A 25,624-nucleotide genomic window follows, 5' to 3' on the forward strand; every position below is an offset into this window, starting at 1 on the left:
CCTTAATCCTTCTTTGGCTTTGGTGCAGGGCGATCGAATGATGAAATGCGCCCTGCACGATCCTGATTGTTAAATTTTTGTGTACTGTCATTTGCCATGTCATGACGGTTTTGCGAGCTCTGATCTTTGCCCTTAGAATTTTCGTCTGCCACTTCGAATCCCCTGCTTTAGAAAGGAATACGTCAGCAGATGGAAACGCACGAGTCGAGAACGTAGCAATAGATGCACACAAATTTGAGCAGCCGTTTACTGCCACCCCGCATTGATCCGCAGCTTGTCGAGCTGACGCACTTGGGCGGACCGCTTGGACTATTCCCCCGCCACACACCCCACCAGCAACGCCCGCGCCTCGCGGAACGCGGCGCGCAGGCGCAGGTTGCTGGCGGCAAGGATGCTGGCGTCGTGGCGCGCCTCGCCCGTCAATGCCGGGCCTGCGCGGGCGGGTTCGGCCGGGATCTGGGCGCTGTCAACGCATGGTGTGGCGATCGGCACCGATACGCTGCGCGGTGGCTGGATCGCCGGGGCGCATCCGCCCAGGCCCAAAATCAGCAAAGCGCCCAGCGCCACCATCGATGCAATGTATCGCACGATCATAAATCCCCCTTTGCCGCCAGCACTTCGGGCGGGGTGGTGCATTGGTCGGTGGGTGCGGTGCCACCGCCATGGGACGGCGCGGCCTGTTCAATCCGCGCGGCCCCGGCCAACAGGCTGCGGTTGTCCTGGCGCGCGCTGGCCAGCGCCCGCGTGGCGGCATCCTTGCGCGCCTGGGCGGCGATGCGCCATCGATCGACCGCCGCGTTTTGACGGATCAGCGCATCGGTGGTGACGGTATAGGCGCGCTGCATCCGGGCGAACGCCGCCGCCCATTGCCGATCGCGCCGGTGCGCGCCCGTGTGATCGATCACCAGCGCCAGCCCCAGCGCCACGGCGGCCAATCGCCACTGATCCGCGATCAGCCAGCGCCACACCCCGCCCAGCCCGCGCCACAGCCGCCACGCGCGCACGGCGGCCCAGATCGCGGCGGCGCTCATTCGCCCGCCCCCGACTGTTCCGCCCCCGTCTGGCCCGCCCCGGTCAATTTGGGCTGATTGACCACCCGCGCCACCGCGATCGACACGGCGGCCACGATGGCAAAAATCTGGACATATTCGGGCGGCAACGCGGCGCGCACATCATCCGGGATGACTGGCCACACGATGCCGGGCAGCGCCACCAGATAGGCGATCCGCACCGACCACGCGGCCCACAGATGCCGCGCCCAATTTTCGATCAGGGTCAAACGCATGTCGGCCTCCTATGCCTGACTGATGGAAACAACGCCCCCGGCGGCCACCTGATAGGGGCGGACGCTGGCGGGCTGTTGATGATAGGGCGGGCGGCGGCGGTCGATGCAGCGCCATTTGGGGATCGTTTCGATCGCCACCCGGTTGCCCTGATTGCCGCCCAGGACGTGGTATTGCTGGGCATCTTCGGCCACATACAGGCCGACATGGCCGCCACCGCCCTTGCGGCTGAACACCAGCACATCGCCCAGCGACACCCGGTCGGCGCGGGTCCCGAATTTGCTCCAGTTGCGCGCCCACAGGGGATCGGCCACCACGGGCTTGCCCGCGCGATGGGCGCACAGGGCCACGAACAGCCCGCACCACGGCACATCATCATCGGACAATCCGGCCACGTTGGCCCCGGAGGCGATCAGTTCGTCGCGCCAGCTGATGATGGTGGCGTTCGATCCATGCCCCACCACCTCGGCCACGCCCAACAGGGGCACGGCCACCGCGATCATGCGCGGGGCATCGGGCGCGGTCAGATGGGGGTATTTTTGCAGGTCATTCGGCATCGGGGCGGTCCTTTGGCAAAGCGCGTCCCGCCACCCACCGCTGCACGGTGTCCGTTTCGTAGATGCGAATGGCGGTCCAGATGATGGTGAGCAGCGAGGCGACGGCCGGGAACATGCTGACGATACTCCCGACCAGGGCGGTGATGCTGATGGCGTCCAGCGCGGTTTTCGCGCCATCGGACAGGTGGTCGATCAGGTGGCGCATCCCGGCCCCCTCACGTCAGGCGCATCGTCAGGGCGCCGGTGGCGGTGTTGATGTAGGTTTGCCCCACGATCAAACCGCCGGTCGCCGCCGCCGTGTCATTGGCATAGCGGGGCGTGTCGCCCACATACCATTGCTTCAGGCGCATTTCGCCGCCGTTGATCCAGACCAGGTTGGACCCTTGCGAGTTGCTGCCTTCCAAACTGATGGTGTTGCCGGTCTTGTTCCAGATCGATGCGGTGATGTTGTTGGACGCGGTGCCCGTGCCGGTGGCGGTTTTACGGATCACAATGCCGTAACGTAGCGAATAGGGCGAGCTGCCCCGATCCGCGATCAGCACGGCCGGGAAAACGTTGCCGCTGCTGTCCTCTAGCACCAGCCCGTCAAATGCCTGTGGCAACGGGTGGCTTGTGGCCGTGAACGTTGCCGAATATCCGGGGGGGCCTTCGACATTGATCGCGCCGAACATGTTGTAATTCGCCACTTTCAGGTAAACCCCGGTCGTGCCGCTGTTCTGCACCTCAATCGGGCCGAACTGGTTGCGGAAAGAACCGTCCAGAAACAGTCCTTGCCCGTATGTGCTGCGGTCGCTCTGGCCGGAATACCAAGCCTTGATATTGGACACGCGGTTGTTGGCGAAGGTTGAGCCGAAATAGAACCCGCACTTGCCCGATGCGCCGCTGTCCAGATTGCTGTAAAAGCTGTCATAGCCCAGCAATTCAAAGCCATGTCCGCCGCAATCCATCGTCCAGATGCGGTCGAAATAATTGGCCCCGCTGCCCTGCACCCGCATACCAGAGCCAGTGGTGTTCAGGATCAGCACGTCATAAACGCTGTTGCGCGGATCGCCCTTGCCAAAGCGGTTCGTGTTCGCGTGGCTAGTCCACGTTCCGGTGAAATTCAGGTCCAGCCCGATGTTCGCGCTGCCTACGTTCGCGCCATCAATGGTCAGGCTGGCGATGGTGATGTTGGCGTCATTGCCGGTGGCATTCGCCACCACAGGGCCGGTGCTGCCCGCCTTTTGCCGCAGGACGGCGCGGCCCCGTCCGGCCCCCATCAGCACCGCGCCATTGGGCACAACAATGTTGCTGACCATGTAAACCCCGGTCGGGCTGCCATCCAGCAACAGCGGCTTGCCCGCCGTCAGCGCGGCGTTGATCGCGGCGGTGTGGTCGGTGGCGCTGTCGGGCAGGATGCCCAGCGATGACGCGGTGATGAACCCGGCACCGGCCAGCGCGGCCTCGGCCGCCTGCGCGCGGGTGGCCTCTACCCCCACCGCCGCAGCGGTAGAGGCGCTGGCGGCATCGGCGGCATCGCGCGCCGCGATCGCCGCATCGCGCGCGGTGGTGGCCACATCCCGCGCGGCCATGGCCTGATCGCGGGCGGTGGTGGTCGCATCACGCGCCGTTGCGGCGGCTGCACTGGCCACCTGCGCCGCATCGCGCGCTGCGATGGCCGCATCCAGCGCCCCCGTCGACACATCCCGCGCGGCCACGGCCTGATTGCGGGCGATGGTGGTGGTCGCCAGCGCAGGGGCGACAGCGGCGTCGACAAGGCCCGAGATGGGCGCGCGATGGGAGGCGCCATCCTTGACCAGGACAACAACCTCGTTGCCAGTCAGGCTTTCGGCGATGGGGAGATCGGTGATTTTCACCATGGCAAGATCCTATGGCCGGGGGTCACGCCGCGATGCGGCCAATGATGCTGAACGAGAACGTCTGTCCGGCCTGAAACTGGTGGCCGATGTCGGTGGTATCGGCGGTCCAGACCAACTGATCGCCATTTTCGACCCGCAGGATGACCGTGCCGTTGTGCCAATTGGACTGTGGCGGAAAATGCAGGTTGCCGCTGGGCGCCCATGTCCCGGCCTGGAACGCATGGGGCAGGGGGAGCGTTCCGGTCTCGACATTGGTGCCGCCCGTCAGCGTGATCTGGCCCCATTGCCGCAAGACATCGCCCGCGCCCCGTTCCCATTCGACGCCATTCGTGGTTCCGGTGGTCAGCATGGGGGTGATCAGGGCCAGCACCGCCGCGCCGGTGAAATCGGCCTCGTCCAGCGGCGTATAACCGATCCAGTCCAGCACCGCCGACTTTGCCGCTGCCGGGGTCAGGGCGCGCAGGGCGTCCACGCCCGCCTTGGCCTCGGCATTGGTGGCCAGTTCGACCACGCCCTGCCGGGTGGTGGTGGCAGGCGGATTGGTGATCGTGGTGTCGCCAAATGTGACGTTGGCGCTCTGCCCGGCCCCCAGCGCGATATCGGTGACGATATAGGTGGCCGACACTTCGGCCTTGCCCGCGATGTCATCGGCCTGACCATAGACCGCGAACAGCGTGCCATCGTCCAGATAGATGCCAAAGCCGGAATAGGCATAGATGTCGGCGCTGTCGTCCAGGGCGATGATGTGCAGCACATCGTCGCCTGCCGCCTCACCGCTGACCGACAGCCGTTTGAACTCACCCGGCAGCGCGGTCAGGGTGGATGCCACGGTAAAGGCCGCATGCGTCAGGCCGATCTGGGTTATGACGGCAGGACTGAAGGCGGCGCCTTCATCGGCGATCAGCGCAGCAAGGCCCGCGCGGGTCAATGTGACCTGAATGGCGCTCATGTCAGTGGTCCTCCAGTGTCAGGCCATCGGCGCCCTCGATCGGTTCGCCATATTCGGTCTGCAGCGCCAGATCGGCGTCGGGATTGTCGGGGGCGGTGGCGGCAAATAGCCGTTCGTAGCGATAGGCGCGGGCGTAGCAGACCACCGGCAGGGTGGTGGCCGCGTCAACCCTCTGGCGCAGGTGGAAATGGGCGCGGGCGGGTTTGACCCGGCTGACGGCGGCATGCAGGTCGCGGGCAAAGTCCGCGGTAAATGTGGCCGCGCCGCCATCATTCATCGGGGCGGTGACGTGAAAGGTGTGGGGCGTGCCGCTGCCGCCGTCCTGCCACCATTCGGTCAGCGTCAGGCGCGGATCATATTCGGCCACCACGGCCATTACCGTGGCGCGCGCGCCCTTGATCCGGGCGGATGGGATGGCATCGGCCACGGCGGCGCGTTTTTGCGCCTCGGTCCAGTCCTGCCGCCAGCGATCGACCGACAGGCCCCACGCCAGCCATGGCAGGACAGACAGCGGGCAATCGGCCGGGTTCCACAGTTCGGGCAGGGGCGTGGGCACCTCGCCAATCGTGGCGGTGGCCGATGCCAGTGCCTGTTCCAGCGCGGTGGCGTTGGGCGGCAGGAGGGAGACGTTATTCCCCACGGCCCGCCACCGTGATCGTGATGCCGGTGCAATGGCCGCATTCGGTGGCGCCCATGGCGATATCGGCGGCCGGGCCGGTCAGGGCGGCATTCGACACGCCCGCCACGGTGATCGCGGCGAACACATTGGCGCGGTTGATGCTGCGCCCCATTCGCCGGGCAGAGGTGACAAAAGCTGTCGCATTGGCCTGTGCGCTGGCCAGCACCACGCTGGCGTCCGGCCCATCGAAAAGCGTCAGATCGGCGGTGATCGCATAGGGCACGATGGTGGCCGATTGGACGATCACCTGATCGGTCAGGGGGCGCACGCCATCCAGCGCGGCGGTGACATTGGCGATCTGATCCTCGGTCGCGGTGCCATCGCCGGAGGCCGACAACAGGCAGACCAGGACAACGCCGGGCGTGGGCGAGGTGACCGAGGCATCGGCCAGCGTGCTGTCCGCCGACAGGGCGTGGTATTTGTAGGCGGTAGCGGGGCCGGCCACGCTGAAGCTGTCGGGCGCCAGCTGGATACGGGCGCGCAGATCATCGTCGCTCTCATCCTCCAGCCGGGCCACGCCCAGCAATGCGCCCAGATGGTCCAGATTGCTGTCGGTGGCATAGGCCAGCATTACCTGCTTGGCCCGCTCGTTGAACGTCTGGCGGATCAGCAATTCGCGATAGGCCGCCACCTCCAGCACCTTGACCGCAGGGTCGCTGACCACGGTTGCGTCCCAGCTGGGCAGCGTTTCCTGCACCCGCGCGATCATCGCGGCGCGGATGGTGGCATAGTCCAGCGTCTCGACCACGGTGGGGGCGGGCAGTTGGGACAGATCAATCGCGGTGGTGGTGTCGGCCATGGCGACACCGTGCCCCCACTTCGCGCGCGCGGGGAGCGCGCGGGGCGGTAAAGGCGGGCTTTACCGCGTCACGCGTCCGGTTCCAGCAGGTCGGCGGCGATGGAGAGGGCGGTTTGTATGTCGGCCTCGGAAAAGCCCAGCATCCGGCGTTCGGGCAGTTTGGCACGGATGCGGCCGCCATTGCGCAGGCGGCCCACGGTAACGGTTTCGCCGAAATGATGGATGCTGGCGGTGTGCGTGGCGACCTTGCCAATGGGCAGGATTTCGACGCCATCCTCGGCCGCATCGATGCGCCAGTGTTTGGCATAGCGCAGGCCCTGAAACATCTTGCCCCCGGCGGCCACACGCAGGCGGCCACGCTTGTCCAGTCGTGCCTTTTTCGGCTCCATCGCCGATCCGTCCGGCTGGACGTTGTCGCGGATGCGGGCAAGGTTGGATTTGCGCAGGGCCTGACCCAGTTTCAGCGTGGCGCGGCGGCGTTCGGCGGGGGACAGGCCGCGCAGGATCTGGCCGAACCATTCCTCCAGCCGGGCAAGGTCATCGCCCATCAGGGATCGAACCGGATGGCGGACAGCAGTGGCACTGCCTCCAGCCCGCCGGGCGGCAGATCATCGGCAAACATGGGCGTTGGTTCGGGCAGATAGGTCAGGCGGTAGCCGCCGTCCTGTGCCGTGGCCGTGACATTTTCGGTCAGGTCCATCTGGATCAGGATATCAGCCTGCGTCGCGGACATGAAATCGACATCGAAGGACAGGCCGTCCGTTTTGGGTTCCAGCAGGTCGGGCTGATGCAGCCGCGCCCAGATCCAGATCGGCAGCACCAGCGCGGCGATGTCGGACGCGAAATCCACCAGCAAGACGTTCAGTCGGTATTTGAAGCCAAAGCCCAGCGTGGCGGTATGGCGCGATCCAACGGTGCCGCGATCCACCCACATGCGCAGGTTTTTGGGGCTGGCGGCCAGTTCGGGCATAGCCTGTGTCAGGGAGGCGCGCAGGGCGTTGATCTTGTTCACCGGGTCAATCCCACAGCTGGACGATGTCGATCGTGGCACTGGCGGTATCGGCCAGCGCGGGCAGGACCACCACAGTGCCGCCCGGCAGGCGCGGCCCCAGCGCGGCAAGGCCGGGGTTCAGAGCGAGCACCTGTTCGGTGACGGCGGCGGTTTTGCCCAGCACGCGCCAGCACAGTTCGTCCACGGTTTCGCCGGACAGGGCGGTGGCGGTGGTGGTCATGGGCGTTGTCCGCCGCTGCCCTGATGCGGCGGGGTGGCAGGGGGCGCGGGATCAAAGAAGCGCCCCTGTGGACCGCATTTCAGGCGGGTGGAGGTGAGGCCGGTAAAGGCGCTGCGTTCGTGTTCGGCCAATGCGTTCAGCGGGATGTTGCGCGATCCGAACACCCGGCACACCGCCGTGCGATAGGGGCGGGTGCAGATGGCCTGACCGCTGGAGACGCGCAGCCAGTGGTGGCGGCAGTTGACGCACAGGGGAGTGGGGGTGTCGGTCATATCAGGCTGACCCGGTTGCGCGGCACCGGCGTGCCGCCGATCGACAACAGATCGGCGATGGCGGCGTGGGCCTTGCGGCGCAGCTCGTCGGCGGCGGTGTCCTTTTCGGCGGCGCGGGTGAGGGCGCTGTCGGTGGCGGTGATGTCGCGGTTGTCGGCGGCCAGATCGGCGGCGGCATACAGCGCCACCGCCCGCGTCCACAGCCGCACCGCCAGATTTTGCCCGCCGATAGTGTCGGTGGTGGCATCGGCCAGCGTGTCGGCCCCGGCGGCGATACGGTCGGCGCGCCATGTGGCCAGCGCGCGCATCGCGGTCAGCATCGCGCCCTCGACCGCGAACATCAGCTGGCTTTCGGTCAGGGAACTGCCGCCCAGCTGTTGATGGGCACGCACATCGGCCAGCGCCACCGCCGGGAACCAGCCATCGGCGGCTACACTGGCGCCGGGGGTGTCGGGCGGGGCGATGGGGGTGGCGATCAGGCCGGTCATGGCGCGCGCCTGCCCTGTTCGATTTTGTCAAAGCCTCGTTCGACAAGATCGACCATATGATCACGGCCGACGCCGGAGATGATAAGCCGGGTCATGGCGCGCACGAATATCGCGCCGAGAAAAGCGTTCAGCTTCCAGCCCACCAACATGCCGAGAGCAAAAATCAGGGACAGGGACAGGGCTGGGTTGGCGGCTGCAGATTGAAGCATTTGCGGGGCTTTCTGTTGCCGGTTTACGGGGGGTGAGGATGGGGTTGTTCGGATCGTGGCAGGCCAGACCAGGACAGCGCCAACCGCCCCCCGAGCGCCGGGGGCGGAGAGGGTTAGCTGGCGGCTTCTTTGGCGAGCGCTTTTTGCGCGCGCTCGACGGCCTGAATGTCCTTTTTCACGCCCACGCCGGGGTCCAGTTTGGCGGCGCGGGTGTAATAGCCCATGGCCTGATCCAGATAGGCGGCCTTGCCCCCGGCAGGCGCATTGTCGGCGGTGGGATCGAACGTGTCGGCGCGGGCGGCCATGGCGCGGGCGATGGCCTTATACAGCTTGGCCCGGATCGGATCGTGCATGTCGGCGCCGTCGATCATTTCGGCCACGCGCATCAGCTGTTCCAGCGTGACCGCCTCGGCCGTGGCCAGCGCCAGTTCGGCCACCTGTTCGGCGACAAAGCTGGCGACCGAGCGTTTGAACCGTTCGGGCATGGCCAGATTGAAGCGGATGGCGTGGGTGGCCAGCGCCAGCGCATAGTCCAGATCGCGATAGTCGATGGCCCAGATCATATTGGTGATCAGGATTTCGTCCTGGGCGGCGGTGCCGGCCTGTTCGCCAGCGGTCAGGACGCCATCGATCCAATCGGCATAGGTCTGGGCATATTCGCGCTTCTTGGGGTTGCGGGCCTCGATGCTTTGGATGTCGTGCAGCGTCCGCAGCTGATCATGCAGGGCAACGCGCAGGGCGGCATATTCCAGCCCCTGCGGCGTGTCGGGGCGGATATCGGGGGCGATGGACGCGGCGCGCACCGTGGCGCCAGAGGTGAGGCCACGAACATGCATCTGGTGGCGGCGGAATGGGCTGACCATGGCGGGGCGATCCTGTCTGGAATGGTCCGGCGCGGCCTGTGGCATCCGCGCCGGTGGAGTGTGGCTGTTGCCCATCCGCCTGCCACGGCAGGTGGGCCGTCATCGCAGCGGAGGCGTTACGGGCGGGCGGCGAAGGTGATGTTTTCGGCCAGCACCGCGTGGTCGGCGCTTTCGATCACATAGCATTCGTTGACGCTGTTATAGTCGACCAGCGCGGCCATGTTTTCCGGCTCGTCCTTGACGTAGCGGCGGCGCGACCCTTCCTGATAGTAGATCGACAGGTTCGAGCTGTCGGAGGCGTTCGCCTTGCCCAACGGGGTGACCAGCATCGTACCCTCGGGGAAGAATGGCGCCATAGCCACCGGGCGCCCGCCGAGCTGCTTGGTCGACATGACGATGTCGGTCACCGTCTGGTCGCTGGTCGATTTGCCGCCGTCGATCGTGTCGGCCAGCGGGCGGTTGATCATCGGGAAGTATTTCTCGTCCACCAGATCCTGCGACACCACCACGACATGATCGGTGCTGGCGCGCGCCCAGCTGGGCATACCCGCGATCAGGTCATAGGCCAGCGCATCGAGGTTCTTGTAGTCGCCATCGTCATGGTCAGCCCCGGCACCGATGTAGATCGGGGCGGCGGCGCCGGTGGCGGTGGTCTTGCCGCCCGCCGTGACCGTGGCGCGGCCCATCACATGGTCGGGCTTTTCCAGACGCAGCTTTTGCAGCCACCCGATGTTCAGGTCTTCACCCAACGGGTGCTCCTCGGCATCGGTGTCATCGGCCGCCTCGACACCGTTCCAACCGGTCATGATCCGGGTGCAGGCGACCGAGATCGCGACATGGCGGGCATAGCGCGCGCCGAAATCCGGGAAGCGTGACCAGGCGTCGATCATTTCCCACGGCAGCATGGTGTCGAACAGGGTGGGGAAGGCCTCCCAGCTGCGGTCCTGCATCTGCCCGGCATAGCGCGCCTGACGCGGCAGATTGGCGCGCGAGCGGCGCGAGCCGACCATGTTGACCGTGCCGAGGCCCAGCACCTGACCCTTGAGATCGCGCTGGGGGATGACGTTGACGCGGGAGAGGAAACCCACGTTTTCGCGCTGGAGATCCTCGAGCCGCTGTTCGACCGAGGGGGCCAGAGTGAACTGGCGGGCGATGTCGCGGCCATTGTTGGCGGCCAGCACCTGAGCGAACATGTTGTCCAGCGCCAGACGGCCGCGATCGGAAAGAGTGTAACCCATGGGAAATGTCCTGTGTCGGAAGGGGTGCGGGGCGGCGGCGTGGAAGGGGGATCAGAACCCGGCGTAGGCGCCGGTGTTCTGGGCGTTGCCATCGGCCAGTGGGCGGGCGCGGAAACTGGTGGCGGGCGTGGTTTCGCGCGTCTCCTCCAGCTTCTTCAGCTTGACCGCCAGCGTGTCGGCCTCGGCGCGGAATTCGGTGCGCAGGCCTTCGATCGAGGCGGCAACGGTTTGGCCAAATGCCTCGAGCGCGGGGCGCAGGGCGCTGAAATCCGCCGGGGCGGGGGTGGCGGGCGTTTCGGGCTGGGTCTGGTTCTCGACCTTGGGTGCGAAGGTCGCGGCGACCTTGTCCAGCATGGCCGAGAAGCCGGCGATCAGACCCCTGACGCTTTCGGTGGTGCCTTCGCCATCGTCGGCCTCGATCGCGGTGGCGGCATCGGCAGACAGCACCGTCGCGTCGGGGCGGAAGCGGTTGAACTGCATCCGTTCGGTGGCGATGGCGGCCGGGCTGTCGGTCAGGGCCACACCGCCCAGATAGCTGAAACCCTTGCCCCCGAAATTCGGCAAGATCTCGATCGAGGGATAGACCTTTTGGCCCGCGTCGATCAGCGCCTTGGCATTGTCGGTCAGGTCCAGAACGCCGAACAGCGCCTTGCGCTTCTCCATCTTGCCGTTGAAGTTGACGTCCACTTCGCCCAGCGAGACCGACAGCACATCGCCATAGGCCTGAAACGGGGCCTGACCGCTGATGCCGCGAATGTGTTCCAGATTGACCCGCGCGCCATAGGTCTTGGGGTCAAAGCTGGAGACGATCTGTTCCAGCTCCATGTCGGTGATTTCGCGGCCATCCACGGTGGAACCGGCGGTGGCCAGCAGGATCGGTTTGGTCTTCATTCGGGCAGCTCCCGTTGGGGTGATGATCAGGGCGGGGCGATCAATGCGTCCCTGATGGGCGGGGCTGGGGCGATGCTGCAACGCGCGGGCGCGGTAATGGCGCGCTTTACCGGGTCAGGCGTTCGCGCGGGCGGGGGGCTGGGGTGCATGGCAGGCACATGCCGCCCGCCGCCGCCCCAGATCCCGACGACACGCCCACCGCCGCACCCAGCCGGCAGGTGATGCGCGCGCAAAACCGACAGGCCAAATCGCTGTATCATCGTGGGTGGAGCGTGACGCAGATCGCGGCCGAGCTGGGCGTCAATGCGAACACCGTCCAAAGCTGGAAGGTGCGGCACAAATGGGATGACGACAGCCCGCTGGAGGTGGTGGAGGACCATCTGGAGCTGGCGATTGCCACCTATCTGGTCAAGGAGCCGCTGACCGAAGGCGACATGAAGCGCGTCGATTTCCTGATGCGCCAGATGGAGCGAGCCGCCCGCATCCGCAAATATAACGAGACCGGCAAAGAGGGCGATCTGAACGAGAAGATCGGTCGCCGGAACAATGACGAGGCCAAGGCCAAGCGGGCCGAGAAGCGCAAGAACCACCTGACGCAGGAGCAGTGGGCCGCGCTTCTGGATGATTTCCACGAGAAGAATGACGCCTATCAGGATGGCTGGTGGGCGCAGCGTGAACAGCGCACCCGCAAGATCCTGAAGAGCCGCCAGATCGGTGCGACATGGTATTTCGCCCGCGAGGCGATGGCCAAGATTGCCGAGGCCGTGCTGGCCGGGGAGCAGCCGCGCAACCAGATTTTCCTGTCGGCCAGTGAGCGGCAGGCCAAGAAGTTCATCCGCGAGATCACCGGATGGGTGAAGCGCGTGACCGGGGTCGAGCTGAAAGGCAATCCCGTCATGCTGGACTTTTCCGGGCTGCACCCGGCGGATGAGGCGGCGGGCACGGCGGAAATCCGGCTGGACGATGTCGGCCTGTATCCGGTGTCGACCAACAGCAACACCGCCCAGGGCGAAACGGGCGACCTGTATTTCGACGAATTCTTCTGGGTCCATGGCTTTCGCCAGTTGCGCAAAGTCGCCTCGGCGATGGCCACGCTCACGTCCTACAAGCGCACCTATTTCTCGACCCCCAGCACCAAGACGCATGAGGCCCACGCCTATTGGAGCGGCGAGGAGTGGAACCGGGGGCGCAAGAGGGACAAGCAGCGCCAGTTCGACGTTTCCCACCGCAACCTGCGCCATGGCGCAATCATGCCGGATGGCAGCTGGTGCCAGATCGTCACGCTGGACGATGCGATCGCGGGCGGCGCGGGCGCCCGCATCAACAAGGAGGAGCTGCGCGACGAATGCAGCGAGGAGGAGTTCGAGAACCTCTATAACTGCCAGTTTGTCGATGACAGCGAGAGCAGTTTCCCGTTCTCCCGCATCGCGCCGGCGCGGGTCGACAGTTTCCAGCGGTGGCGCGATTTCAAGCCCGCGCTGGTCGAAATGCCGGGCGGGCGGCCCTTTGGCGACAAGCCGGTGTGGATCGGATACGACCCCAACAAACAGGGGCGCGACGATGCCGCGCTGGTGGTGGTGGCCCCGCCCGAACAGCCCGGCAAGGGCAAGTTCCGCGTGCTGGAAAAGCTGCGCATGAATGGGCGGAATTTTGCCGGGCAGGCCGATGCGATCAAGCAGGTCTGCGCCCGATACAACGTGCAGGACATCGCCATCGACACCACGGGGCACGGGCTGGCCGTGCACGAGCTGGTCAGCCACTGGTTCCCGCGTGTGCGGCGCATCGACTATTCCGTGGCCAGCAAGACCGCGTTGGTGATCAAGGGCCAGCATGTGTTCAGCGCGGGCCGCATCGAGTTTGACGAGAATTGGACCGATGTGATGGCCGCCTTCATGGCGATCCGCCCGGCGCTGACCGCCAGCCAGCGCGGCGTGACCTATATCGCCAAGCGCAATGGCGAGATCGGCCATGCGGACGTGGCCTGGGCGATTCTGCACGCCCTTTCGAACGAACCTCTGGACGCCGGGACCACCAGTGAGGCGACCGGCGGCGCCATCGTCAAAATCTATTCCTGACAGGAGCCTATGACATGACCGACACGCCCCATTCTGTGGCCCTGACCGATCAGGCCGCCCCTGCGTCCGCCGGAGCGCCCACCCGCGCCTTTGCCTTTGGCGATGCGGTCAGCGTGATGGATCAGCGCGATTTGGCCCAATATTTCGAGATCTGGCACAATGGCCGCTGGTATGAGCCGCCGCTGCCGCTGGGCCGCATCGCGCAGGCGTTCAACATGTCGCCCTATCACCGATCGGCTGTCGCGCTGAAGGTCAACATGCTGGTGGCGCAGCTGGTGCCCTCGCGCTGGCTGACCGCTGACGCGTTCGAGCGCTTCGCCCTGGACTTCATCCACATGGGCAACGCCTATCTGGAATGGGTGCCCAACATGGCCGGGCGGATCGCGCGGGCCGAATATGCCCCGGCGCTGTATCTGCGGGCGGGCCTGCGCGAGGGGCAATATTGGTTCACCAATGGCGCGGTGGGGCAGGAATATGAATTCGCCGCCAACCGCGTGTTCCACCTGATGCAGCCCGATGTGGCGCAGGAGGTCTATGGCGTGCCCGAATGGCTGTCGGCGTTGCAGTCGGGCCTGTTGTCGGAAAACGCCACGCTGTTTCGCCGACGCTATTACCTGAACGGGGCGCACGCCGGTTTCATCTTCTACCTGTCCGAACGGTTGGCCGATGCCGAGACGGCAGAGGCCATCGATCGTGCCCTGAACGATGCAAAGGGCAGGGGCAATTTCAGGAACCTGTTCGTCAATATCCCCGGCGGCAAAAAGGACGGCGTGCAGCTGATCCCGATTTCGGACGTGGCGGCCAAGGACGAGTTTTCCGCGATCAAGACCATCAGCCGCGACGACTTGTTGGCCGCCCAGCGCGTGCCGCCCCAACTGATCGGTATCATCCCGAACAATGCTGGCGGGTTTGGCAAGGTGAGCGAGGCGCGCGATGCCTTTTTTGAGACCGAGATCGTGCCGATCCAGCGCCGGATGCTGCGCGCCAATGACTGGGCTGGCGTCGGGCTGATCGCGTTTCGCGATTACGTCTGCACCGATGGCACGATCATCCAGCAGGACGGCACCAAGATCCCGGCGGGCGCGGCGCGGGCGGCGCGGCTGGGGTGATTCCCATTCCCCCCGTCGCCGGAAAATGGAGGCGGGGGCAGGGGCGTTGGCGCGCCCCATGCCGGTGGAACAGGGCCACCATGATCCCGATCGGCGCCGACTCGGTGCCATCCCGCCTGCCGGTCCGGCGCGGGAACGTATAAGGAACAAAAGTCGCAATGTCGAATCTGCAAGACGGCCTGACCCCTGTCGCGGCCGTTCGCCCGCTGGCCCCCTATATGGGCGGCAAGCGCAATCTGGCCAAGCGCCTGATCGAACGGATCAGCGCGGTCTCGCACACCACCTATGCCGAGGTATTTGTCGGGATGGGCGGGGTGTTTTTCCGCCGTGACCTGCGCCCGGCCTGTGAGGTGATCAATGACTGGAGCGAGGATGTCAGCACCTTTTTCCGGGTGCTGCAGCGCCATTACGTGCCGTTCATGGAGATGCTGCGTTGGCAGGTGACCAGCCGTGCAGGTTTCGAAAAGCTACTGGCGATGCCCGCCGACAGCCTGACCGATCTGGAGCGGTCGGCCCGGTTCCTTTACCTGCAGCGCATCGCGTTCGGCGGCAAGGTGACCGGGCGGAACTTTGGCGTGGCGCTGGACCGGCCCGCACGGTTCGATATCTCAAAAGTGGGGCCGATGATCGAGGCCGCGCATGAGAGGCTGTCGGGCGTGGTGATCGAGCGTTTGCCCTGGTCTGCTTTTGTCGCGCGCTATGACCGGCCGGGCACGCTGTTCTATCTCGATCCGCCCTACCATGGCTGCGAGGCGGACTATGGCGAGGGGATGTTCACCCGCGATCAGTTCGCCGCCATGGCCGACCAGCTGCGCGGCATCGCCGGGCGCTTCATCCTCTCGATCAACGACACGCCCGAGATCCGCGGAACATTCGCCGGTTTCAACATCGAGCCGGTGGGCGTGCGCTATACCGTGGGCGGCACCAGCAACGCCCACATGGCGCGGGAGCTGATCATCTCGAACTGATTGGGCCGCCTTGCGCATTCATGCCCGGAGAGGGGGCTGCGGCGATGCCGTAGCCCCCTTTCGTTTGCCCAGAAGGCGGGGCGGGCTGGGGCTGTGGCATGGCTGGGGAAGGGCGCGCGCCGCCCTCGCCCCCCCGCCTCGCTTGCCGCTTCATCATCGAAAATCGTGCATCTCGGGGGGCGGTGAAATCCTCATCATACATCCGGGCCAGCCCCCCCCATTTCGCAATGAGGTAATATCGGTAATCGCCCTATCTGACTGCTATCGAAAGCCGCAGAAAACGGCCGTTTTTCAGGTTACCTTAAAGAGGTAATATGGAGGTAATCATTTTTAGGAGGATTGGTCATCCATTTGATTTTATGAGCATTTTCTATCCAAGTAAATTACCTATCATCAAGGTAATCTGATTACCTCTATATTACCCAAATGTGACCTAGTAAGGCATTGAAAAATATATGATATTACCAATGTTACCAACTTGCGAACAAGCCCCTCTGCCAGTGTCTGGTATAGGCGTCCTGTGGGGAAACTGCGAAATTTCTCAGTCAGTGGAGTCATCCGTCGCGCATGAAGCTGCCATGCATATCCGTGCGCGCCAGAGGCAGTTCGAATGCCTCTGATGCGAATGCCTTGCCTTATATGGTAAAATCCATGGTATTTTGATTTACGCCTAAAAAATATAGACATGATATTAATGGTATATGCCGTTTTTTTGGAGGTCTGCCTCTCCGCCACTTACCCCTTTTGGGGTATCCGGACATGGATGTTGCGATGCGGGCTCGATTTTTCGGGCCCGCCGCCGCATGGGGCTGGTGGTTTGGGCTGCGTCCTTGCCCGTTTTGTCACTGGCCTTTGCCGGGGCGGGCGGTTAAGGCGCGCTCCGGTAGTGCACAGGACCCCACCGGCATGAGCGACGCGCAACAGACCAGTGACCGCCCGCAGGATCAGGCCGCCCCCACGGGCGCGGCTTTGCTGGCGGCCTATCTGCGGCGCATCGGGGTGAACGCGCCCGTGCCCGTTTCGCCCGAAGGGCTGGGCGCGCTGCAGATGGCGCACCGCACCAGCATCGCGTTTGAAAATTTGGACATTGCGCTGGGGCGCCCGATCGTCATCGATCTGCCCTCCATCACGGCCAAGCTGGTGACCGGCGGGCGCGGCGGATATTGTTTTGAACACAACCGCCTGTTTGGTGAAATGCTGGCCGCCTTGGGCTTTGCCAACCGGCCCTTGCTGGGGCGGGTGTGGATCGGCGCTGCGCCCGATGCCGGAGACGCCCCGCCGCGCACCCACACGCTGCGGCTGGTGGATGTGGGTGGCGAGCCGTGGATTGCCGACGCGGGCTTTGGCGCGTCCTATGTTCCGCCCTTGCCGTTGCAGCATGGCGCGCAGGCAATGACCGCCGATGGCGCCTGCCACCGCCTGTTGCGCATCGGCGTGACGGGCGCGCGCGATGGCGAATGGGTGCTGGAACGGTTTGGCCCGCTGTCGGCCACCGATGGCCGCGCGGCGGTGCCCGACACCTGGGTGCCGCAATACAGCTTTGACCTGTCAGAGGTCGCGCCGGTCGATCTGGAGATGTCCAACCACTGGACCAGCACCCGGCCCAACACCCGTTTCACCAGCGCGATCATCGCCAGCATCGTGCTGCCCGATGGGTTTGTCTCGCTGAACGGGCGGCGGCTGACGATGCACCACGGCGGGCGCGGCGATGTGATGGAGATCGCCAGCGCGCAGGACTGGCAGCAGATGGCCGCCGACCTGTTCGGCATCGAGATGAGCGATGAACAGGTGGCGGCGCTGGGGCTGTTCTGATCCCTTACGCTTCCTTCAGGCGGGGCATCAGTTCGACAAAGTTGCAGGGGCGGTTACGGCTGTCCAATTGCTCGTTCAGGATGCCGTCCCAGCCGTCCTTGACCGCGCCATTCGATCCGGGCAGCGCGAAAAGATAGGTGCCATCGCAGGTGATCGCCATGGCGCGCGATTGCACCGTGCTGGTGCCGATCGTCTGATAGGACAGCCAGCGGAACAATTCGCCAAAGCCGGGGATCAGCTTGCCCCCGCGCGTGGCGATGATCTGGTCCAGCGCCTCGGGCGTGACGTCGCGGCCGGTCAGCCCGGTGCCCCCGGTCGAGATAATGCAATCCACCGCCGGGTCATCAATCCATGCCGACAATTGCGCCACCAGCGCGGGCACATCCTCGCGCAGGATGGTGCGGGTGGCCAACTCGTGCCCCTTGGCTGTGATGCGGGCGGCCAGAATGTCGCCGCTGGTGTCGGTTTCGGGGGTGCGGGTATCCGACAGCGTCAACAGCGCGATGCGGATAGGCTTGAAAACCCGCGATTCATCAATGGCCACGTCTCATGCTCCCATCCGGCGTATCCGCGTCGCCCTATCAGAAGCCCGCCGTCCCCGCCAGTTGCCCATTGGCCGCCACACGCACGCCACGGCTGCCCTCCAGCCCCGGAAAGGTTGGCCACATGCCCTGCGCCAGCGCGCTGCGGCTGTTTGAACTGCCGCCAGCCTGCCGCTCGTACATCCAGTAATTGCGCATGACGATCGCGACATAGCCGCGCGTTTCCCAATAGGGCACCGATTCCATCCACAACAGCGGGTCGCCGCCATCACGGATCTGCGTGTTCCAGCGCCCCACCGGGGCAAGGCCCGCGTTATAGGCGGCCATCACCTTGATCAGCAGGCCCTGTGTCGCGGGCGCGGTGCGCAGCGTGTTCAGATGCTGTTGGCCGAACGCCAGATTGATTTCAGGGCGCGTCAGATCACCGGCCGTCCCCGCCACGCCAATGGTCGGCGCATGGTCGCGCGCGGCGGCTGGCATGATCTGCATCAGCCCGCGCGCGCCTGCCGGGCTGACCACCGTGGCGCGGAAGGCCGATTCCTGCAGCGTATGGGCAAAGACCAGCGCCGGATCGACCTGCCAGCCGTTCACCGGGGTCCATTTGGGCGTGGGGAAACGGATGGCGGGGGCGGGGCTGCCGCCGGGCGGAGCGTTATAGGCCATCCACAATTGGGTGGCGGGCAGGCCCAGATCGCGGGCCAGCCGGGTCAGCATCTGATATTGCCCCGGCGTGCCGATGCGGGCCTGATGGCGCAACACCTCGTCGGCCAGCGCGTCCTCGCCAATTTCGGCCAGCGCAACGGCCGCGCGGACATTGCCATTGTCGCGCAAGGCCTGCCAGTCACCCTGCGTGAAATCGGGCGTGGCGTGGGTGGCAGGCAGGCGCAGGCCCAATTGCTCGGCCGCCAACATGCCATACAAGGTTTCGTCCAGCCGGGCGGCGGCGCGCAGCGGGGCGGCCGCGCTTTCGGGTTGGCGGCAGCGCACCATGGCGCGCGATTGCCAGTAATGGGCCGCCGCGACCAGTTCGGGGTTCGACGCCTGTGTCGCCCCGCCAAAGGCCTCGACCGCCTTTTGGCAGTCACCGATGCGCCAAGCGGCAAGGCCTGCGGTCCACCATGCCTCGGCGACCCAAGGCCCCGCCACAGGGACGCCTCCACCCTGTGCGGCCGTCAGCGCCAGCGTATAGGCATCAGCATCCTGATTGACGATGTAATGCGCCCAGGCCACCTTTTGCCGCCATTCGGCCCGCGCCTCGGCCGAGAGCAAATTGTCGATGCCGTCCAGCAGCGTGCGCGCGCCCAAGACGTCATCGGCCTTGATCCGGTCATTGATCGCGGCGGCGACCGTGGCGGGCATGGTGCCATCGGCGATGCTGCGCGGGCGGGTGCGGCGCGGCGTGGTGGGCAGGGTGACCAGCGCCTGCGCCTGCGGCAAGGCGGGCAGGGCCAGCGCGCCGCGTTTGGCGGCCAGCGCGGTGATCTGTTCGGACTGAGGCAGGCTGGTGCCCGCGTTCAGCCAAGCGTTCAGCGCTTCCAGATCGATCTTGGGGCTGGTGGGGGCAAGATAATATTCGGCCAGCGCCACCTGATGCAGCGGCCCTGTGGGCTTGGCCGCGAACATGGATTGCACCCGCGTCCAGTCGGCGCGCTTGATCGCGGCAAACAGGTCCTTGTAATAGGCGCGCTCATCCTCGGACAACAGGCGGGGGACGGCGGTGCGGCCGGCGCGGCCCATGAAATATTCGGCCGCGCTGTTGGCCTGTGCCACCGGGGCCATCAACGGCGCGCAGGCGCACAGCACCGCGCCCGCCCAAGCGGTGATCCGGGCCATGCGTCGCTGCCTTGCCGTTCGAACCATAGTGCTCGCCCCCGCTGCGATCATCCGTAACCGTCCTGCAATTGTCACTGTCCTGCCGCCGTCCCATCGGACGGGAGCGTTCATGTCGTGCTGTTGGCGGTGAAATCCAGCCACTGACGCCACAGCATCGCCTTTGCCCTTGGCCTTTGCAGCACCATCGAAGGGGCATGCGCGGCAAGGAGCGGTAAACCTTCGTTACCTTTGTCTGAACCCGTTGCGTTAACCAACCGTAAAAATGCAGAGGATTGCGCCGGGTTGTGGCCGGTAAGCGATGGGTTGACGAGCGGCAGCAGCATCCGCCCCATCACCACCACCCGTTTGGGTGCGGCCAGCGTCAGGTGATGCAAAAGTACCCCACCCAGGCCCGCCGATTCCAGCGCAGCCCAATCGGGATGCGGGGTGTGGCGCGGCAGGGCGCTGGCCCAATAGACGCGATTCGGCTCCACTCCGCCCGCCGCCAGCATCGCGGCCACCATCTGCCCCTGCGGTCCCGCGCCCAGACGGCCCGCCGCCGCATCCTGCGCTTCGGGATAGGGGAGGAGGATCAGCACATCGGCCCCGGCCTCCCCGCGCGGGGGCACGCGGCCTTCGGTATGGCCATCGTCCAGACTGGGCTCGTTCAGCCACCATGGCGCGAATGTTTCCAGCGTTTGCGGCCATTGCCCCCGCTCGCCGCCGATCGCACCATCGCTGGCGGCCTGCGCCGGGTCGGGCGCGCTGGCCAGATAGGCCGCGTTGACCTCTGGCACCGGCCCGGCGCCGGGCAGGGGCTCGCCCTCGTCCGCTGTGGCCTCGATCAGCCATGGGGCGGGTTCCTCGGTATAGTCCAGATCCACCCCCGCCAGCCGCCACCAATCCAGTGCGGCGGCGATCATCGCGCCAGCAGGGGCGTTTGCGGGCTGATCAAAGGGAGAGGCAGGGGGGGCATTCATCGTCATCGGGTCTTGACCTGTGTTCACCCAGCAATCAAGGCGAAAGCAACAAGGGGGCTGATGTGCGTTTGATGGCAGGGCCGGCGCCCGACCCGGATGCCAGCAGCGTGCGCCAGCAGTTTTGAGGATGACGTGATGACGATCGAACGCGATGTGATGCCGTATGATGTGGTGATCGTGGGCGGCGGTCCGGCCGGCCTGTCGACCGCCATCCGGCTCAAGCAATTGAACGCCGAGCTGTCGGTCTGCATTCTGGAAAAGGGCAGCGAGATCGGCGCGCATATCCTGTCGGGCGCGGTGGTCGATCCCAAGGCTCTGGACGAACTGCTGCCCGATTGGCGCAATGACGATTGCCCGATGGCGCAGACCCCGGTGACGGATAACTGGCACTGGGTGCTCAGCAAGAACGGCAAGACCTCGGTTCCCCACATCCTGATGCCTCCGTTCATGAGCAACGATGGCAATTACACCGGCAGCCTTGGCAATCTGTGCCGCTGGCTGGCGGGCAAGGCCGAGGAACTGGGCGTCGAGATCTTCCCCGGCTTCCCCGCCGCCGAAGTGCTGTATGATGACGCGGGCGCGGTGATCGGCGTGCAAACCGGCGACATGGGCGTCGACCGCGAAGGCAACCCCAAGGGCGACTATCAGCCCGGCATGCATCTGGTGGCCAAATACACCGTCTTTGCCGAGGGCGCGCGCGGCCATCTGACCAAGCGGGTGAAGGCCAAGTATGACCTGGAGCGCGATTGCGAGCCGCAGGTCTATGGTCTGGGCATCAAGGAACTGTGGGACATCGACCCGGCCAAGCATGTGCCGGGCCGCGTGCTGCACACGCAGGGCTGGCCCTTGTCCGAAAGTGATAGCTGGGGCGGCGGGTTCCTGTACCATCAGGCCAATGGTCAGGTCGCCTTGGGCTTTGTCACGGCGCTGGATTACAAAAATCCGCACGTCTATCCGTTCGAGGAATTCCAGCGCTGGAAGCAGCACCCCGACATCCGCGCCATCCTTGAGGGCGGCAAGCGGGTCGCCTATGGCGCGCGCGCGATCAACGAGGGCGGCTGGCAATCGGTGCCGCATCTGGCGTTTCCGGGCGGCGTGCTGGTGGGTTGTTCGGCCGGTTTCGTCAACGTGCCGCGCATCAAGGGCAGCCATACCGCGATGAAGAGCGGCATGCTGGCGGCGGAATCCATCGCCACCGCCATCGCCGGCGGCGCCGAACACACGCAACTGGATGATTACGAGGCGAACCTGCGCGACAGCTGGATCGCCAAGGAACTGAAGCTGGTGCAGAACGCCCAGCCTTTGGTTGCCAAGTTTGGTGGCGACATGGGCACCGTGCTGGCGGGCGCGGACATGTGGGCGCGCTATCTCAAGATCAATCCGTTTGGCGCGATGAAGCACCACACCGACGCCGAGGCCACCGGCCGCGCGGACCTGTACAAGCCCATCGCCTATCCCAAGCCCGATGGCGTCATCAGCTTTGACCGCCTGACCAGCGTCTCCTATTCCTTCACCAACCACGAGGAAGAGCAGCCCTGCCACCTGCAACTGGCCAATCCGGCGGTGCCGGTGGAGACCAACCTGCGGCTCTATGCCGGGCCGGAGGCGCGCTATTGCCCGGCGGGGGTGTATGAATTCGTTGATCCCGACGGCAGCGGTCCGCGCCTGCAGGTCAACGCGCAGAACTGCCTGCATTGCAAGACCTGCGACATCAAGGACCCGACCGGCAACATCACCTGGGTCGCGCCCGAGGGCGGTGGCGGCCCGAACTATCCGAACATGTAATCATCGGCATGAGGCGCGGGGGGACTTGCCCAAACGGGCGCCCCGCGCCAAAGCCTGATGCCATGACTGTTCCTGTGTTGAGCGCGCCCCTTTCCGGCCTGGTGTCCGGCACCGCCTATGCCAAGATCAATCTGGCGCTGCATCTGCGGCGGCGGCGCGATGATGGCTATCACGAGCTGGAGACGCTGTTCGCCTTTGTCGATGCGGGCGATGCGATCACCATCGCGCCCGCTGATGCGTTCGAACTGATCGAAACGGGTGAATTTGCCGCCGCGATGGGGCCGGTGGCCGACAATCTGGTGACGCGGGCGGCCGTGGCGGCCTGTGGGACAGCCGATGGCGCCCTGCCGCCCTTGCGCATCCATGTCGACAAACGCCTGCCGGTGGCGGCGGGGCTGGGCGGAGGCTCGGCTGATGCGGGGGCGGTGTTGCGCCTGCTGGGCGTGGGGGCCGACCGCGCGCAGGCCATCGGCGAGGCGTTGGGCGCGGATGTGCCCGCCTGTGTCGTCAGCCAGCCGATGGTCGGGCGCGGCACCGGCACCCATCTGGAACCTTTGGCCGATCACGACCTGCTGGGCGCGGGCTGTCTGCTGGTCAATCCGCGCGTGCCGCTCTCCACCGGCCCGGTGTTCAAGGCGTGGGACCAGATCGACCACGGCCCTCTGCCACAGGGCAGCGCGCGCGACATTCTGCTCAATGGCCGCAACGATATGGAGCCGCCCGCGATCCAGCTGTGCCCGGCGATTGCCGATGTGCTGGCCGCTTTGCGCGCGACCGCGCCGGTTTGCGCCCGCATGTCGGGCAGCGGCGCGACCTGTTTTGCCATTTACGACACGCCGGACGCCATGGCGCAGGCGGCCGCGCAGATTGCGGCCGCCCATCCCGGCTGGTGGCAGATGGCAGGAAGGCTGCGGTGATGGCCTATACCGACGAGGCCGCCCGCTTGATCGGCACGCCCCGCTTTGGCGGCATTCTGGTGGTGTCCGACCATGCCAGCGCGCGTGTGCCTGATGACATTGATCTGGGGATCGATCCGGCCTTACTGGGCCTGCATATCGCGGTGGACATTGGCGTGGCGGGCGTGGCCGACATCATGTGCCAACGCCCCGGCATCGCGGGGTGGATGGGGAATGTCAGCCGGTTGGTGTGCGACTATAACCGCGATGCGCATCTGCACGCGGCGATCTTTCCCCAGATCAGCGATGGCCACGCGATCCCCGGCAACGCCATGGACGAGGCCGGGCACGCGGCAAGGCTGGCGCGGTTTTACGATCCTTATCACGCCGGGCTGGAGCAGTTGCTGATGGACGCGCCGCCCGCGCTGATCCTGTCACTGCATTCGTTTACCCCGCAACTGGCGACCCATCCCGATCAGGCGCGCCCGTGGCATGTGGGGGTGCTGTATAACGCGGACGAGCGCGCGGCGCGTATCGCGATTCCCCTGTTGCAGGCCGAGGTTGGGCCGCATGGTCCGCTGGTGGTGGGCGATCAACAGCCCTATTCCGGCAAAGTGTTGAACGCCACCATGAACCGCCATGCCGAGGCTGATGGCCGCCCCTATCTGGGGATCGAGATCCGGCAGGACCTGATCACCACGCCTGCCGGGCAGGCCGAATGGGCCGAGCGGCTGGCGCGGATATGCAATCAGGTGGCGATTACTCTGGGCGAATGATGCTCACCCGATGTTAAGGCGCGCGAGGCATTAACCATGCGATGTCCGCCGACACCGCCTTGATCCCCGCCTTTGACCGGGCCGCCGAGCGCCGTTGGGCGGCATGGCTGGCGCTGTGGCTGCTGGGCTTTGGCCTGCTGACGCGCGGGGCGGGCTTTGGCGATCTGGCCTATTTCAATGACGAGACGTTCTATTGGGTGGCGGCGCTGCGCCTGCATGATGGCGCCCATCATGCTTGGGCATTGCCCTATGTTGATGTCTGGGACCGCAAGGGGCCGGGCCTGTTCCTGACCTATTGGCTGATGAGCGGCGTGTCGCGATCGGTGCTGGCGTTCCAGATCGGCGGTTGGCTGGCGGCCAGCGCGACGGCGTGGCTGATGGGGCTGACGGCGCGGCGCATGGTCGGGACGGCGGGGGCTGTTGGCGCGGCAACGCTCTATCTGGCCTGCCTGCCGATGTTCGGCGGCGGCGGCGGGCAAAGCCCGGTGTTCTATAACCTGCCGGTGATGGCGGCGGTGTGGCTGATCTGGCGGCGCGACGCGGATCTGCTGGCGGGGCGCTGCCCGCGCGGGGTGATCGCGGCGATGGGGCTGGCTGGTTTCGCCCTGACATTCAAACAGACCGTTGCGCCAGAGGCCGCCTTTCTGGGGATATGGGTGCTGGGCCGCATGGCGGCGGGCGGGGTGGCGTGGCCACTGCTGGCGCGCCGTGCGGTATTGCTGGCGGCGGCGGGCTGTGCGCCCTTTGCGCTGTTTGGGCTGGCCTATGTGGCGGCGGGGCATTTTGATTTGTTCTGGCACGCGATGGTCACCAGCAACCTGACCAAGACATACAACCCCGCGCACGACCATTGGACCCGCATTCAGGCGCTGGCGATCAGTGGCGCACCTGCCTTTGCGCTGGCGGTGGTGGGGGCAGGGCTGGCGCTGTGGCGCGCGCCGCGGGCGCAGGCGTGGTTTGCCGTGGGCTGGCTGATGGCGGGGCTGGTGGGCTTTGTGATCGTGCCCAATTTCTATCACCATTATGTCCTGCCGCTGTTGCTGCCGGTGGCGCTGGCGGCGGGCTATGCCATGCGGGGGCGGCCATATGGCATGGTGGCGGGTGGCGTTGCGGTGTGGATCATGGTGGTGGCCAGTCCGGCGCTGGACCGCGACCGGGTAGAGGCTTCACGCAACGTACTGAACGGTCTGGCGGCGCGGATTGCCGCGCGTGATCCCGCACCGCGCCTGCTGGTGTATGAAGGGCCGATGGCGCTTTATGGCCTTGTGGGGGCGCCGCCGCCCAGCCCGCTGCTGGACAATTTCCACCTGTATTTCCCGCCCGAAAACAACACGAGTCCGTGGGATACGGGCGCCGAAATGGCGCGTATTCTGGCGTGGCGCCCCAGTGTGGTGGTGACCTATCACGACTGGCCGGCGGCGGAGGAAAATCCGCGCACGGCGTCTCAGGTCCGCGCCTATGTCGGCGCCTGCCGCCATTGGGGCACCTACCACTATGCCGAGGCGGTGCAGAGCTTTGCCATTGACGTGTGGGGCGATTGCCCGCGCTGA

At 65.7% G+C, this 25,624-nt stretch carries 29 protein-coding genes; 8 read left to right on the forward strand and 21 right to left on the reverse strand.

Annotation, left to right across the window (positions count from 1 at the left end):
* Positions 1-309 precede the first annotated feature (309 nt).
* The 18 genes from GTZ99_RS03110 to GTZ99_RS03195 form a co-directional block, all read right to left on the reverse strand.
* A complete protein-coding gene (locus tag GTZ99_RS03110) occupies positions 310-588 on the reverse strand; it encodes a hypothetical protein (protein ID WP_161716802.1) in 279 nt (92 codons plus the stop codon).
* A 2-nt stretch (positions 589-590) separates the two neighbouring features.
* Positions 591-1,031 carry a hypothetical protein gene (locus GTZ99_RS03115; RefSeq protein ID WP_161716803.1) on the reverse strand — a complete coding sequence of 147 codons (441 nt, stop codon included), beginning with the start codon at positions 1,029-1,031 and terminating at the stop codon, positions 591-593.
* Positions 1,028-1,285, reverse strand: coding sequence for a DUF7940 domain-containing protein (locus GTZ99_RS03120; protein ID WP_161716804.1), 258 nt, complete (start codon positions 1,283-1,285; stop codon positions 1,028-1,030). The genes GTZ99_RS03115 and GTZ99_RS03120 overlap by 4 nt, the downstream gene beginning before the upstream one ends.
* A 9-nt stretch (positions 1,286-1,294) precedes the next feature.
* The gene (locus tag GTZ99_RS03125; protein ID WP_161716805.1) at positions 1,295-1,840 is read right to left on the reverse strand and encodes a TIGR02594 family protein; all 546 of its coding nucleotides are present in this window, start codon (positions 1,838-1,840) and stop codon (positions 1,295-1,297) included.
* On the reverse strand, positions 1,830-2,045 hold the full coding sequence (locus GTZ99_RS03130) for a hypothetical protein (protein ID WP_161716806.1): 216 nt from the start codon (positions 2,043-2,045) through the stop codon (positions 1,830-1,832). The genes GTZ99_RS03125 and GTZ99_RS03130 overlap by 11 nt, the downstream gene beginning before the upstream one ends.
* A 10-nt stretch (positions 2,046-2,055) precedes the next feature.
* Positions 2,056-3,699 carry a pectate lyase family protein gene (locus GTZ99_RS03135; protein WP_161716807.1) on the reverse strand — a complete coding sequence of 548 codons (1,644 nt, stop codon included), beginning with the start codon at positions 3,697-3,699 and terminating at the stop codon, positions 2,056-2,058.
* A 22-nt stretch (positions 3,700-3,721) separates the two neighbouring features.
* Positions 3,722-4,648: a hypothetical protein gene (locus tag GTZ99_RS03140; protein ID WP_161716808.1), complete on the reverse strand. Its 927-nt coding sequence runs from the start codon at positions 4,646-4,648 to the stop codon at positions 3,722-3,724.
* A gap of 1 nt (position 4,649) precedes the next feature.
* Complete coding sequence (locus GTZ99_RS03145; RefSeq protein ID WP_161716809.1) at positions 4,650-5,288, reverse strand: phage tail protein I; 639 nt, start codon at positions 5,286-5,288, stop codon at positions 4,650-4,652.
* Positions 5,278-6,126, reverse strand: coding sequence for a baseplate assembly protein (locus GTZ99_RS03150; protein ID WP_161716810.1), 849 nt, complete (start codon positions 6,124-6,126; stop codon positions 5,278-5,280). Before GTZ99_RS03150 ends, GTZ99_RS03145 begins: the two co-directional genes overlap by 11 nt.
* A gap of 68 nt (positions 6,127-6,194) precedes the next feature.
* Positions 6,195-6,674, reverse strand: coding sequence for a phage virion morphogenesis protein (locus tag GTZ99_RS03155; RefSeq protein ID WP_161716811.1), 480 nt, complete (start codon positions 6,672-6,674; stop codon positions 6,195-6,197).
* Positions 6,674-7,138, reverse strand: coding sequence for a phage tail protein (locus tag GTZ99_RS03160; RefSeq protein ID WP_161716812.1), 465 nt, complete (start codon positions 7,136-7,138; stop codon positions 6,674-6,676). Before GTZ99_RS03160 ends, GTZ99_RS03155 begins: the two co-directional genes overlap by 1 nt.
* A 4-nt stretch (positions 7,139-7,142) precedes the next feature.
* Positions 7,143-7,358, reverse strand: a complete 216-nt coding sequence (locus GTZ99_RS03165; protein ID WP_161716813.1) for a tail protein X — start codon at positions 7,356-7,358, stop codon at positions 7,143-7,145.
* Positions 7,355-7,630 carry a hypothetical protein gene (locus tag GTZ99_RS03170; RefSeq protein WP_161716814.1) on the reverse strand — a complete coding sequence of 92 codons (276 nt, stop codon included), beginning with the start codon at positions 7,628-7,630 and terminating at the stop codon, positions 7,355-7,357. Before GTZ99_RS03170 ends, GTZ99_RS03165 begins: the two co-directional genes overlap by 4 nt.
* The gene (locus GTZ99_RS03175) at positions 7,627-8,118 is read right to left on the reverse strand and encodes a head completion/stabilization protein (RefSeq protein ID WP_161716815.1); all 492 of its coding nucleotides are present in this window, start codon (positions 8,116-8,118) and stop codon (positions 7,627-7,629) included. The genes GTZ99_RS03170 and GTZ99_RS03175 overlap by 4 nt, the downstream gene beginning before the upstream one ends.
* Positions 8,115-8,327, reverse strand: coding sequence for a hypothetical protein (locus GTZ99_RS03180; RefSeq protein WP_161716816.1), 213 nt, complete (start codon positions 8,325-8,327; stop codon positions 8,115-8,117). The genes GTZ99_RS03175 and GTZ99_RS03180 overlap by 4 nt, the downstream gene beginning before the upstream one ends.
* 113 nt (positions 8,328-8,440) lie before the next feature.
* Positions 8,441-9,190, reverse strand: a complete 750-nt coding sequence (gpM, locus tag GTZ99_RS03185; protein WP_161716817.1) for a phage terminase small subunit — start codon at positions 9,188-9,190, stop codon at positions 8,441-8,443.
* Positions 9,191-9,306: 116 nt separating this feature from the next.
* Complete coding sequence (locus tag GTZ99_RS03190; protein ID WP_161716818.1) at positions 9,307-10,428, reverse strand: P2 family phage major capsid protein; 1,122 nt, start codon at positions 10,426-10,428, stop codon at positions 9,307-9,309.
* A gap of 51 nt (positions 10,429-10,479) precedes the next feature.
* Positions 10,480-11,319 (reverse strand): GPO family capsid scaffolding protein, encoded by an 840-nt coding sequence (locus GTZ99_RS03195; protein ID WP_161716819.1) that lies wholly within the window; start codon positions 11,317-11,319, stop codon positions 10,480-10,482.
* A gap of 158 nt (positions 11,320-11,477) precedes the next feature.
* Between GTZ99_RS03195 and GTZ99_RS03200 the strand changes: the two genes are divergently transcribed.
* The 4 genes from GTZ99_RS03200 (at position 11,478) to GTZ99_RS03215 (ending at position 17,283) form a co-directional block, all read left to right on the forward strand.
* On the forward strand, positions 11,478-13,394 hold the full coding sequence (locus tag GTZ99_RS03200; RefSeq protein ID WP_201742343.1) for a terminase large subunit domain-containing protein: 1,917 nt from the start codon (positions 11,478-11,480) through the stop codon (positions 13,392-13,394).
* 14 nt (positions 13,395-13,408) lie between these two features.
* Positions 13,409-14,503 (forward strand): phage portal protein, encoded by a 1,095-nt coding sequence (locus tag GTZ99_RS03205; RefSeq protein WP_161716820.1) that lies wholly within the window; start codon positions 13,409-13,411, stop codon positions 14,501-14,503.
* Positions 14,504-14,661: 158 nt separating this feature from the next.
* Positions 14,662-15,471, forward strand: coding sequence for a DNA adenine methylase (locus GTZ99_RS03210; protein WP_161716821.1), 810 nt, complete (start codon positions 14,662-14,664; stop codon positions 15,469-15,471).
* A gap of 906 nt (positions 15,472-16,377) precedes the next feature.
* Positions 16,378-17,283: an arylamine N-acetyltransferase family protein gene (locus tag GTZ99_RS03215; RefSeq protein ID WP_161716822.1), complete on the forward strand. Its 906-nt coding sequence runs from the start codon at positions 16,378-16,380 to the stop codon at positions 17,281-17,283.
* Positions 17,284-17,287: 4 nt separating this feature from the next.
* Here GTZ99_RS03215 and moaB read toward each other — a convergent pair whose 3' ends face one another.
* The 3 genes from moaB to GTZ99_RS03230 all read right to left on the reverse strand — a co-directional run bounded on the left by moaB (position 17,288) and on the right by GTZ99_RS03230 (position 20,623).
* A complete protein-coding gene (gene moaB, locus GTZ99_RS03220; RefSeq protein WP_161716823.1) occupies positions 17,288-17,827 on the reverse strand; it encodes a molybdenum cofactor biosynthesis protein B in 540 nt (179 codons plus the stop codon).
* A gap of 37 nt (positions 17,828-17,864) precedes the next feature.
* Positions 17,865-19,658 carry a lytic transglycosylase domain-containing protein gene (locus tag GTZ99_RS03225; protein WP_161716824.1) on the reverse strand — a complete coding sequence of 598 codons (1,794 nt, stop codon included), beginning with the start codon at positions 19,656-19,658 and terminating at the stop codon, positions 17,865-17,867.
* A 107-nt stretch (positions 19,659-19,765) separates the two neighbouring features.
* Positions 19,766-20,623, reverse strand: coding sequence for a uracil-DNA glycosylase family protein (locus GTZ99_RS03230; protein WP_161716825.1), 858 nt, complete (start codon positions 20,621-20,623; stop codon positions 19,766-19,768).
* A gap of 129 nt (positions 20,624-20,752) precedes the next feature.
* On the opposite strand from GTZ99_RS03230, the gene GTZ99_RS03235 reads away from it, so the two are divergent.
* The 4 genes from GTZ99_RS03235 to GTZ99_RS03250 all read left to right on the forward strand — a co-directional run bounded on the left by GTZ99_RS03235 (position 20,753) and on the right by GTZ99_RS03250 (position 25,624).
* Positions 20,753-22,402, forward strand: coding sequence for an electron transfer flavoprotein-ubiquinone oxidoreductase (locus tag GTZ99_RS03235; protein WP_161716826.1), 1,650 nt, complete (start codon positions 20,753-20,755; stop codon positions 22,400-22,402).
* A gap of 62 nt (positions 22,403-22,464) precedes the next feature.
* Entirely contained in the window at positions 22,465-23,319 is an 855-nt protein-coding gene (locus GTZ99_RS03240) for a 4-(cytidine 5'-diphospho)-2-C-methyl-D-erythritol kinase (protein ID WP_161716827.1), read from the forward strand.
* Positions 23,319-24,074 carry an N-formylglutamate amidohydrolase gene (locus GTZ99_RS03245; RefSeq protein WP_161716828.1) on the forward strand — a complete coding sequence of 252 codons (756 nt, stop codon included), beginning with the start codon at positions 23,319-23,321 and terminating at the stop codon, positions 24,072-24,074. The genes GTZ99_RS03240 and GTZ99_RS03245 overlap by 1 nt, the downstream gene beginning before the upstream one ends.
* Before the next feature lie 41 nt (positions 24,075-24,115).
* The gene (locus tag GTZ99_RS03250; RefSeq protein ID WP_161716829.1) at positions 24,116-25,624 is read left to right on the forward strand and encodes an ArnT family glycosyltransferase; all 1,509 of its coding nucleotides are present in this window, start codon (positions 24,116-24,118) and stop codon (positions 25,622-25,624) included.

Origin of the sequence: Novosphingobium ovatum, from assembly GCF_009909235.1 — a bacterium.
Classification (GTDB): Bacteria; Pseudomonadota; Alphaproteobacteria; order Sphingomonadales; family Sphingomonadaceae; genus Novosphingobium; species Novosphingobium ovatum.

Coding starts and splice junctions, on each gene's coding strand:
- GTZ99_RS03140 (WP_161716808.1), bottom strand. CDS start 4,648: ATGAGCGCCATTCAGGTCACATTGACCCGCGCGGGCCTTGCTGCGCTG.
- GTZ99_RS03180 (WP_161716816.1), bottom strand. CDS start 8,327: ATGCTTCAATCTGCAGCCGCCAACCCAGCCCTGTCCCTGTCCCTGATT.
- GTZ99_RS03230 (WP_161716825.1), bottom strand. CDS start 20,623: ATGACGATGAATGCCCCCCCTGCCTCTCCCTTTGATCAGCCCGCAAAC.
- GTZ99_RS03245 (WP_161716828.1), top strand. CDS start 23,319: ATGGCCTATACCGACGAGGCCGCCCGCTTGATCGGCACGCCCCGCTTT.
- GTZ99_RS03165 (WP_161716813.1), bottom strand. CDS start 7,358: ATGACCACCACCGCCACCGCCCTGTCCGGCGAAACCGTGGACGAACTG.
- GTZ99_RS03115 (WP_161716803.1), bottom strand. CDS start 1,031: ATGAGCGCCGCCGCGATCTGGGCCGCCGTGCGCGCGTGGCGGCTGTGG.
- GTZ99_RS03205 (WP_161716820.1), top strand. CDS start 13,409: ATGACCGACACGCCCCATTCTGTGGCCCTGACCGATCAGGCCGCCCCT.
- GTZ99_RS03135 (WP_161716807.1), bottom strand. CDS start 3,699: ATGGTGAAAATCACCGATCTCCCCATCGCCGAAAGCCTGACTGGCAAC.
- GTZ99_RS03195 (WP_161716819.1), bottom strand. CDS start 11,319: ATGAAGACCAAACCGATCCTGCTGGCCACCGCCGGTTCCACCGTGGAT.
- GTZ99_RS03215 (WP_161716822.1), top strand. CDS start 16,378: ATGAGCGACGCGCAACAGACCAGTGACCGCCCGCAGGATCAGGCCGCC.
- GTZ99_RS03210 (WP_161716821.1), top strand. CDS start 14,662: ATGTCGAATCTGCAAGACGGCCTGACCCCTGTCGCGGCCGTTCGCCCG.
- GTZ99_RS03155 (WP_161716811.1), bottom strand. CDS start 6,674: ATGGGCGATGACCTTGCCCGGCTGGAGGAATGGTTCGGCCAGATCCTG.
- GTZ99_RS03150 (WP_161716810.1), bottom strand. CDS start 6,126: ATGGCCGACACCACCACCGCGATTGATCTGTCCCAACTGCCCGCCCCC.
- GTZ99_RS03130 (WP_161716806.1), bottom strand. CDS start 2,045: ATGCGCCACCTGATCGACCACCTGTCCGATGGCGCGAAAACCGCGCTG.
- GTZ99_RS03170 (WP_161716814.1), bottom strand. CDS start 7,630: ATGACCGACACCCCCACTCCCCTGTGCGTCAACTGCCGCCACCACTGG.
- GTZ99_RS03250 (WP_161716829.1), top strand. CDS start 24,116: ATGTCCGCCGACACCGCCTTGATCCCCGCCTTTGACCGGGCCGCCGAG.
- GTZ99_RS03200 (WP_201742343.1), top strand. CDS start 11,478: ATGCCGCCCGCCGCCGCCCCAGATCCCGACGACACGCCCACCGCCGCA.
- GTZ99_RS03240 (WP_161716827.1), top strand. CDS start 22,465: ATGACTGTTCCTGTGTTGAGCGCGCCCCTTTCCGGCCTGGTGTCCGGC.
- GTZ99_RS03225 (WP_161716824.1), bottom strand. CDS start 19,658: ATGGCCCGGATCACCGCTTGGGCGGGCGCGGTGCTGTGCGCCTGCGCG.
- GTZ99_RS03235 (WP_161716826.1), top strand. CDS start 20,753: ATGACGATCGAACGCGATGTGATGCCGTATGATGTGGTGATCGTGGGC.
- GTZ99_RS03190 (WP_161716818.1), bottom strand. CDS start 10,428: ATGGGTTACACTCTTTCCGATCGCGGCCGTCTGGCGCTGGACAACATG.
- GTZ99_RS03175 (WP_161716815.1), bottom strand. CDS start 8,118: ATGACCGGCCTGATCGCCACCCCCATCGCCCCGCCCGACACCCCCGGC.
- gpM (WP_161716817.1), bottom strand. CDS start 9,190: ATGGTCAGCCCATTCCGCCGCCACCAGATGCATGTTCGTGGCCTCACC.
- GTZ99_RS03125 (WP_161716805.1), bottom strand. CDS start 1,840: ATGCCGAATGACCTGCAAAAATACCCCCATCTGACCGCGCCCGATGCC.
- GTZ99_RS03120 (WP_161716804.1), bottom strand. CDS start 1,285: ATGCGTTTGACCCTGATCGAAAATTGGGCGCGGCATCTGTGGGCCGCG.